Here is a 7,837-nt window from a genome sequence, read left to right as displayed (position 1 = left end):
AACGCATTCTTTTGCCGCGCGACCGATCGAACAGCTTCGCGCGGTGCAACCTCTAGCGACGAGCGAAAGGGCAAGAACCACACCACATAACGCCAAACGCCGCCATACCAAACCACAGACAACTCAGGCCGAAATCGGCTACGCGTCACTATGCGCGAAGCGGTGGCCTGATTTCCAGGGGAAAAGTGGGCGGTAATCGGTAATCAGTAGGCAGAGGGCAGAGGGCAGTGAAGATTAATGACGAATATCGAAAATCAAATGTCGAAGGAAAATCAAAAATCCAAGGACCAAGAAGATCCGAGCGTCTAGTCCTTCGGGCCGTCTTCATGCCGCCTTGCGCCATGATGCGGAGGCTGCGCCGCGTTGTTCGACCGCCCAGCGACGGCCGGCCCGATGGAGAACACGCACGATGCGGCCGACTGGAACGGATTCGGGCTCGCGCACGCGGCGCAGCAGCAATAAGCTCAGCAGGCGCCCGGCGGCCGAAATCAGAAAGACGGTTTTGAGCCCTGCGACCGTGGCAGGCGCGCCGTCCAGCGCGTTCCACCCGGCGATGGTGCCGCCGACGACTGCGCCGGCTGCCGTCAAGGGACCGGTGATCGCATGAAACAGAGCCAGATACACCGATCCATTTTCCGCCGGAGAATGCTTCAGCGAGAGCACTTGGGGGCCCATGGCGATGGGAGCTGCGAAGACGCCGAGCAGATGGATCGGCACGAGCAGCCATAGATTGTCGGCGGTTACCGAGAGCCACAGAAGCGGGCAGGCCACGTCCGCCAGCGTGGCGATCGATACCATGCTGCGCGTGCCGAAACGATCGCCGCACCGGGTCCAGAGACGAGTCGCCGCTAGCCCCACCACGCTCGAGAGCGTCAGCAGCAACGTGACCGATGCGAGGGAAAGCTGCAAAACTGCCAACATGTAAACGGCGAAGAAGGGCGTCGCCAGGTTCGAGGCAAAATTCCACACGGCGTAAAAGCTGATCAACCGCCGAAAGTTGCTATCAGCAAAAGGAGCGTTCACCAATCGGGACAGGGGGAGCGCAACGGGTGGCCGTGCCGGCACCTCCGATATCGTTTGCAGAATGAGAAGACCGATGATTCCACAGCTCATGGCGACGGCGAAGACGATGATAAAGCCGCCTAACGACTCGGGATACCACCGCGACCATGCATCGATGAACAGTCCCCCGATGACGGTAAGGCTGAAAGTCAGAGCCGTGTTGAAAACGTGCCGGCGCCCGAGAAATCTCAATCGCATTTCTTCAGGTATGAGGCGCTTGATCCAGGCGAGCCACGCCATAGCGCCGATCGAGGCAAACAAGCTCGAGACGGTCAGCAGCGCGATGATCGTCCAGGCCTGCTCCACGCCGGACAAGCCGCTGAGCACCAGCGGTACGCACAAGATGGGAAGCCATAGCAGCCGGCTGACCCAGGATGCGATCATGCAGATCGGTTTGCTGCGCCCCGAGCGCTCGACGGCCCAAGAGCCGGCGAGCTGCGCGACGTGGGCGAGGGATGTCGTGGCGGCTAGCAAGCCGATCTGAATTTCGTTCGCGCCCAGGCGCAGAGCGAACGCCGTCAAAAAGGCGCCGCTTAGCAGCGTTCCCATGACCGTGGCCAACGCGCCTTCGGCGACCGAGGCGCGCACATCGCGAGAGAAGCGTCCTGCTTCCATGGAATACCGACATCCCTTCGGCGATACGCGTGCTGATTCTTGGGGGCCGTCGATTCTAATGACATGACGAAAGTGGTCAACGGAAGTAACGACGCGGCGCAGCAGGAAGCCCGGGCGGGTAAATGCTAGCGTCGCGGGAGATGCTGCCGAACCGGTCAAATACCGGCCGGCGGGCGCTGGCGAACGCGCGGTCTGTCGCGCTCCGGACGCGATAGACACTCGCCTCAGCGTTTTTTGATCTGGCCAACGATTTCGACCTTGACTGGTACGCCGGACACTTCGGTGGGCAGCGTAACATCGGCCGGCGGCTCGGAGTCGAGATTGACCTTCAGCGCGTAATCGTCGTCGACCTTCGTGATACCGATGCCGACGACCGATGCGAGCTTACCGAAGGTCTCGGCAGCCTTGGCTTTTGCGGCGCGGGCGCGTTGCAGCGAATTGGCAGCCATAATGCCCATTATAGCAAGTCTACTTTCAAGCGGTCTAGAACCGTGGCCAACGGGTTGGCGTAGGTCAATCCATGCCCGTTGCTCCCGCCCTGGTCTGAACCTGCAAAGAGTAAGGCGACACCTTCGAGGTCGTCGTTCACGATCAGCGAGCCGCTGTCACCGCCGTCACTGAATGGATGTTCGTTCTGTCCTTCGATCTCGATTTGTCCATTGAAAGTGAGGTTGCCCAGGTCATAGGCAACGACGACTTGATCGACTTCGATGGCAGTGACCTTGCCATGAGTGACACCCGTAGTACGGCCGAGCTTGGCGACCTTGTCGTTGATGTCGGCCGGATCGCCCAGTCCGGCAATCGTTCCCAGGCCACGCAGCTTCTTCGCATCGTATTTGATCTTGGCAGCAACCTCAGCGATGGCGCAATCGACGAGATTGGGGCGGCTCGCGGTCAGCCGGATGAACCGACTCAGCTTGCCCGCGAGATCAGCGGGATTCTTGCCGCCGTCGTAGACACCGGGCTGCAGAATGGCATCCCCCGTCTTGGCGCCGTTTTCGTTGGCCAATACGTGATTGTTGGAAAGCATGTAGACGGTGTCGCCGGAGCGGTCCGTCACAAAGCAGCCCAGCGTGCCGGCCGTGATCTTGTAATGTCCGATCGAGATTCCGGGCACCAGCGGCCGCACTCGTTTCCGGTTCCAGGGGGCGCTCGCCTTCTTAACGATGCGACCAACGTAGCGAACGTCGACTTCGCCCTTGGCCTTCTTGCGGATCGAGTTCATCAGCTCGCTGGTCTGAATCTCGCGCCGCTGAATACGTACGGCCAGGGCGAAGCCGCGCTTTGATTTGGCGACGCCCAAGGCCATGTAGCGGTGCGGTCCGGCGGCACTGGCAATCGCGGTGGCGGCAAAGGCCGCCAGGCGAGGCCCCTTTCCTGTTCGGCCAAGGCCCTGGGCCGTGGCCGGGGAAGGCATCGAGCTGATTAAACTTGCCTTCAATTCGCGGACGGAATCAATGTGCATGGTGAATCTCCTGAATGGCTGCGATCTGTCATGTGATGGGTATTTGGCGGGGCTATTTGTCGGCCAGTCCCGCGATAACGCCCCACGTGGCCAGCGCGCTCATCATCGAGGTCCAATAGCCGTACGTTTGGTAGTACCAGACCGCCCAGTGCGTTTGCATGTTGGGAAACTGCCCCTTGCCCTGCAGGGCGCCGTTGATGCACGGATCGGAGAAGTTGCGTATGACAAGCCAGCTTGGCGCGTCCTTCCGCTCGGAACAGGCAAGGCCCAGGACGGCATCGCCCATTTCGACGGCACATCCCAGCTTTTCCAAGTGATTCGTCGTCGTGCCGAACTCGAAGTAATCGGTGGTCAAGATCGGATGATGCTCTTTCAGGGCCTTGGGACCACCCTGCCACTTTTTTCCTTCCAGATAAATGTTGGGAACATTCTTCGGCGGTTGAATCGTGACATTTTCGGGATCGAAGCCCGGAGACGGCGGCAAAAGGGGGGGCTCGACGAGTTTGTTGGCAAGAGACTTCATCAACTGCTGCGCCTTGGGGAAATACTTCGTCGGCACATTCCAGTCGTTGTAGTATTTCTTGTTGTTGTAAGGCGCCTGCTTGAACGCGGCTTGACAGTGAAACTGCGCGGCGCGCGTTACGGCGACACCTCCAAGCGGATAGTCGGGAAAAACGCCCCCGCTGGTCCCGGTGGTTATGACCACTTCCGGTTGCACTTCGTCCATGAGCTGATCCCACATCTTGCGGACGGGAAGCGTAGGGGCAGTGGGGTCGGTCTTGTTACGGATCACGTCTCGCGCGAGATGTAATTCGGACTTGAAGCAAAGAACCGTTTTGCCGGCCACGCTGGATTGCATGCAACTGCCAAGCCGCTTTACACGGCGCGAGGGAGCCCCCTTGCGGATCAGGTCCAGGTACTTGCTGAAGTTCCTGTCGTAGTTGTGCCAGGCCTTCTTGCTGCTCTGGGTTCGCCGGCCGTACCCGGGTGTCAGAACATCGGCCAGCGCATTCTGCTCGGCAACCGTCCAAGTCACGACCAATACGTCCGCGGACTTGAGCTTGCCCGACGCTTGCATGGGCGATTTCAGTTGTGGTTGCGGGACGTAACCGGAGGGGAATTTGATCGTCGGCACCGCCGCCTGCGCCCCGATGACCGCGTCCGCCGTTGCCAAAGACTCGATGGCCTCTGGCGACTCCTCTTCGGTGGCCGGGTCGAGCAGGTAGCGAGCCAATTCCTCACGCCGCTCGATCTCGAAATCAGGAAGCGCGCTCGCGGCAAGTGCGCTCGCCGTCAGGCGCGGAGTCATATCGATCACGTGTGTCGGCGGACGATGTGCTTTCGCCATGGTGTTCTCCAAGGCCGGGCCATTGGTTGGCTAGAGAGGGATCCACGAGTGACCGATAGGAATAACGCAGCGCGCGAGGATTCGCAATGTTTTGCAACAGTAAAGTGAAATACGATGACGCAGAAACGGCGCGAAGAGCCGATGGGTGCTCGGCGTCATATAGTAGTTTCTAACTATTCATGAAAGACATGCTGGGCGTGCCGCCGGCAGCGTATCGTGAATAACAATGATTGTTTGCCGTTAGTCCCGAAGGGTACGGGTGGCCACGTTGCCCTGTTAGAAACTTCTCGAAATGTCGTGGCACGCTGTGGCAGGAAGATCCGCGCCAAGCCCAAAGATCGGGTAAGCCGGGAGCACGTTGCTGCAAGCCGCGCAAATGAAGTTCGCCGCCGGCGAAACCAGCAGCGACAAGCCTGATAATGAGCACCCGCACAGCCAGCAATGGCTGTTCGTCGTGCAGGGGAGCGGAGAGATCGTCTTCGAGACGCGTGGCCAGAGTGCCGCGGTCCGGTTTATCGGGCACGACACTCCGCGGAGCATTTGCGGCATTGCTTGGCGCACTCGGCCATGATTTTGTCTTCCTTGTGTTTCTCACACGCTTCGGCGCATAAGTCGCAGGCGGCGGCGCAGGCCGTGGCCATGGCGGCGCTGGCCGGCCCTCGTCGCGCTGACACGGTGCGGCAAGTGGCGCAAATATCGGCGCAGTCGAGGCACGATTGCAGGCACGCTTTGACGGGCTTCCCTTCGGCAAGCAGGTCCATGCAATGGTTAATACATTCCAGGCAAGCCTCTTCGCAATCCTCGCATTGTTCCGCGCGCTCGTCTTCCTTCTCGTCCTTCTCTTCCTCCTTAGCCAAGGCGGTTTGGGTTACGCCTGCCAGGGAAAAAAGGCCGAGTCCCGAAATACCTGATAGCGCGGTGAGCCACGTACGCCGGTTCATGACAATCTCCTTTGCAAGTGACGCTTGGCGGATTCTTCGAGCAGGCACAAGCCACGGTCCAGCAGGACGAGCACGCACGGATCGACGATCCGGTAGTGGATGTTGTTGCCCTCCCGGCGCGCGGCGACGATTCCGCGCAGCCGGCGCAATTGGTTGGAGACAGCCTGCGGCGACATGCCCAACTCCTCGGCCAGGTCCCCCACGCACAGCTCGCCGTGCCGCGCGATGGCGTGCAACAGGCGCAGGCGGCTGTCGTTGGCCAGCAGTTTGAAAAGATGCTCCAAGTCCGAGGCCTGCTCGGCGCTCAGCAGTTCCCGGTCGCGCAGTGCCGGTTTGGGCGAGCATCGCTTCATGGATTACCTTTCACTATTACACTATATCGTGAAATAGTGTCTCAGTCAACTTGGCGGCAGACGCCGAGACGATCGAGCGATCAAGGTGTTAGCGCGCCGCCACGGGCCGCGGCAGCCAGCGGGGATGATCCAGACCGCGATCGTCGCGCCCACGGGAAATCTCGCGCGCGTTGCCGCCGTCGGCGTCCATGACCCACAGCGTCGGCGCCGCGCCGGTGGCCGCGCGGCAGAAGGCGATCAGCCGTCCGTCGGATGATTCGCTCGCGCGAAAGTCCCACACCGGTGGATCGCTGTGCGTTAGCGCGATCGTCTCGCCCGATTGAGGATCGAGCCGCACGATCTCGGTCCCGCCGCGCGCCTCGTCCGGTTTGAAATCGCGGTTGAAGTGATCGAGGTCCGGCTGGCCTACGCGATATGGCCAGGCGATTCGCGCGCCCGGCGTGCGCCGCGGGAACAGAATCGCGCCGTCGTGCGTCCAGGCCGGCAAGTTCGAGCCGCCACCGCGGCTGGTCGTGTCGCCGTAAGTGGCGGCAAACCACATCGGCTGCCCTTCGGTCAGGACGCGATGCTCGCCCCCTTCGGCGCGGCCGATGCAAACGTCGGCCCAATCGTGCCCGGGATCTTCCTTGTAATGGCAATCGACGTACAGGATCCACTTGCCGTCGGGCGACCAACTGGTGCCGAAGTACAAGTGATCGGGATTGCCCGCCACCTGGACGCGGTTGCCGCCGTCGACGTCGCTGGTCCACACCTGGTACCCCTGCGGGCCGGCCAGGTGAAAGGCGACGCGTTTGGCGTCGGGACTCAGGCTCAAACCGTACGGCAAGCCCTCGCCGGGGTGCGTGAAGTCGCGGGCGTCGGTTCCGTCGAGCTTCATGCTCACGATCTGCCCAACCTTGTTCTTTACGACCTGCACCAGGATGCGTTCGTCCGCGACGAGCAATGCCGGCGTTTCGAACGGGGCGATGCGGTCGCGATTGCAGATCTCGTCCAGGGCGCCCGTATCGAGGTTGTAGATCCAGATGTGCGTAGGCGTTTGCGTGTAATACTCCTCGAAGGGGCGACCGGGGCCGTCGCGCCGCGGTTCCATGCTGAGCATGACGGTGCGTTTTCCATCGGAGAAGCAAGAGCCCGGCTGCCACGTGGCCTGGTTGGGCACGTCGAATTCCAGCCACTTTAGCTTGCTGCCCTCTGCGTGGATGAGCGCGGTCTTTCCTTGCGAGGTGAAGAAGAGTCGATTCGTCGCGCGTGCCTCGCCATCGTCGGCTGCGGCGCAAATGTGCGACAGTCCGAAAACCGCGGTGACGAACAGAATTGAGAGGCGCAAAATCGACGTCGACGAGTCTTGGATGGACGCGGGCATAGGACTTGTCGCTCGGTAGGCGGAAGCGAGAGTTGCGGAACGCGGGGGCCGAATGACAACGCCCTCGGCGGTCCTATGGTAGGCGACCGAGCGTCGCCGTGCATCCTGCACCAAATCATCTCGCGGCCCGGCGCGATCAATGGGGCGTCGCGGATCGGTCGAGACGTGTGTCTGACGATCGAGAAGCAGAAGTCACACGGAACGCGCGGCGGCGAGCTCTGCCGCGCCGATTGTTAGCGCGGCTGCGTTGCGACTCGTTCGGCCGGCACGTTGAACATGCCGCCGCCCATGCCCCCCATGCCACCCATGCCTCCCATCATTCCGCCGCCCATGCCGCCCATGCCGCCCATCATCCCGCCGCCCATACCACCCCCCATGCCTCCCATCATGCCGCCGCCCATGCCGCCACGCATGCCGCCCATGCCGCCCATGCGGGTCATGACCGGGATCACGAGGTCGGCCACGGGGTAGACGCGGGTGGTGAGGATTTCGTCGGCCTTTTCCTTGGAGGTGATTTTCAGGACTTCGTCCTGCACGACGTACGTCAGATCGAACTCTTCGAGGATCAGCCGCAGCGCGCTACGCAGGCTGATGCCCTTGACGCTCTTGGTTACCGGCGCCGAGGGATCGACGGCCGCGTCGGTCAGCCCCTTGGGATCGAGCTGAATCTCGATCTCGTGCTTGCTCTTG

The 7,837-nt window shown here is 61.5% G+C and carries 8 protein-coding genes; all 8 read right to left on the bottom strand.

Annotated elements, in window-relative coordinates; genetic code table 11:
* Positions 1-324 precede the first annotated feature (324 nt).
* Entirely contained in the window at positions 325-1,677 is a 1,353-nt protein-coding gene (locus VHD36_15595; GenBank protein HVU88745.1) for an MFS transporter, read from the bottom strand.
* A gap of 224 nt (positions 1,678-1,901) precedes the next feature.
* A complete protein-coding gene (locus VHD36_15590; GenBank protein HVU88744.1) occupies positions 1,902-2,126 on the bottom strand; it encodes a hypothetical protein in 225 nt (74 codons plus the stop codon).
* Between the two features lie 8 nt (positions 2,127-2,134).
* Positions 2,135-3,142, bottom strand: coding sequence for a hypothetical protein (locus tag VHD36_15585; protein HVU88743.1), 1,008 nt, complete (start codon positions 3,140-3,142; stop codon positions 2,135-2,137).
* A 52-nt stretch (positions 3,143-3,194) separates the two neighbouring features.
* Entirely contained in the window at positions 3,195-4,490 is a 1,296-nt protein-coding gene (locus tag VHD36_15580; GenBank protein ID HVU88742.1) for a hypothetical protein, read from the bottom strand.
* A gap of 512 nt (positions 4,491-5,002) precedes the next feature.
* A complete protein-coding gene (locus tag VHD36_15575; protein HVU88741.1) occupies positions 5,003-5,431 on the bottom strand; it encodes a hypothetical protein in 429 nt (142 codons plus the stop codon).
* Positions 5,428-5,784 (bottom strand): metalloregulator ArsR/SmtB family transcription factor, encoded by a 357-nt coding sequence (locus VHD36_15570; GenBank protein HVU88740.1) that lies wholly within the window; start codon positions 5,782-5,784, stop codon positions 5,428-5,430. Before VHD36_15570 ends, VHD36_15575 begins: the two co-directional genes overlap by 4 nt.
* Before the next feature lie 88 nt (positions 5,785-5,872).
* On the bottom strand, positions 5,873-7,147 hold the full coding sequence (locus VHD36_15565) for a hypothetical protein (GenBank protein HVU88739.1): 1,275 nt from the start codon (positions 7,145-7,147) through the stop codon (positions 5,873-5,875).
* Positions 7,148-7,380: 233 nt separating this feature from the next.
* On the bottom strand, positions 7,381-7,837 hold a 457-nt coding region (locus tag VHD36_15560; GenBank protein HVU88738.1), incomplete at its 5' end, for a hypothetical protein.

Source organism: Pirellulales bacterium, from assembly GCA_035546535.1.
In the GTDB taxonomy this organism is placed as follows: domain Bacteria; phylum Planctomycetota; class Planctomycetia; order Pirellulales; family JACPPG01; genus JACPPG01.
The sequence above is the reverse complement of the archived record's forward strand: the minus strand, read 5'-3'. Positions and strand labels throughout refer to the sequence as shown.

Coding starts and splice junctions, on each gene's coding strand:
- VHD36_15595 (HVU88745.1), bottom strand. CDS start 1,677: ATGGAAGCAGGACGCTTCTCTCGCGATGTGCGCGCCTCGGTCGCCGAA.
- VHD36_15590 (HVU88744.1), bottom strand. CDS start 2,126: ATGGCTGCCAATTCGCTGCAACGCGCCCGCGCCGCAAAAGCCAAGGCT.
- VHD36_15585 (HVU88743.1), bottom strand. CDS start 3,142: ATGCACATTGATTCCGTCCGCGAATTGAAGGCAAGTTTAATCAGCTCG.
- VHD36_15580 (HVU88742.1), bottom strand. CDS start 4,490: ATGGCGAAAGCACATCGTCCGCCGACACACGTGATCGATATGACTCCG.
- VHD36_15575 (HVU88741.1), bottom strand. CDS start 5,431: ATGAACCGGCGTACGTGGCTCACCGCGCTATCAGGTATTTCGGGACTC.
- VHD36_15570 (HVU88740.1), bottom strand. CDS start 5,784: ATGAAGCGATGCTCGCCCAAACCGGCACTGCGCGACCGGGAACTGCTG.
- VHD36_15565 (HVU88739.1), bottom strand. CDS start 7,147: ATGCCCGCGTCCATCCAAGACTCGTCGACGTCGATTTTGCGCCTCTCA.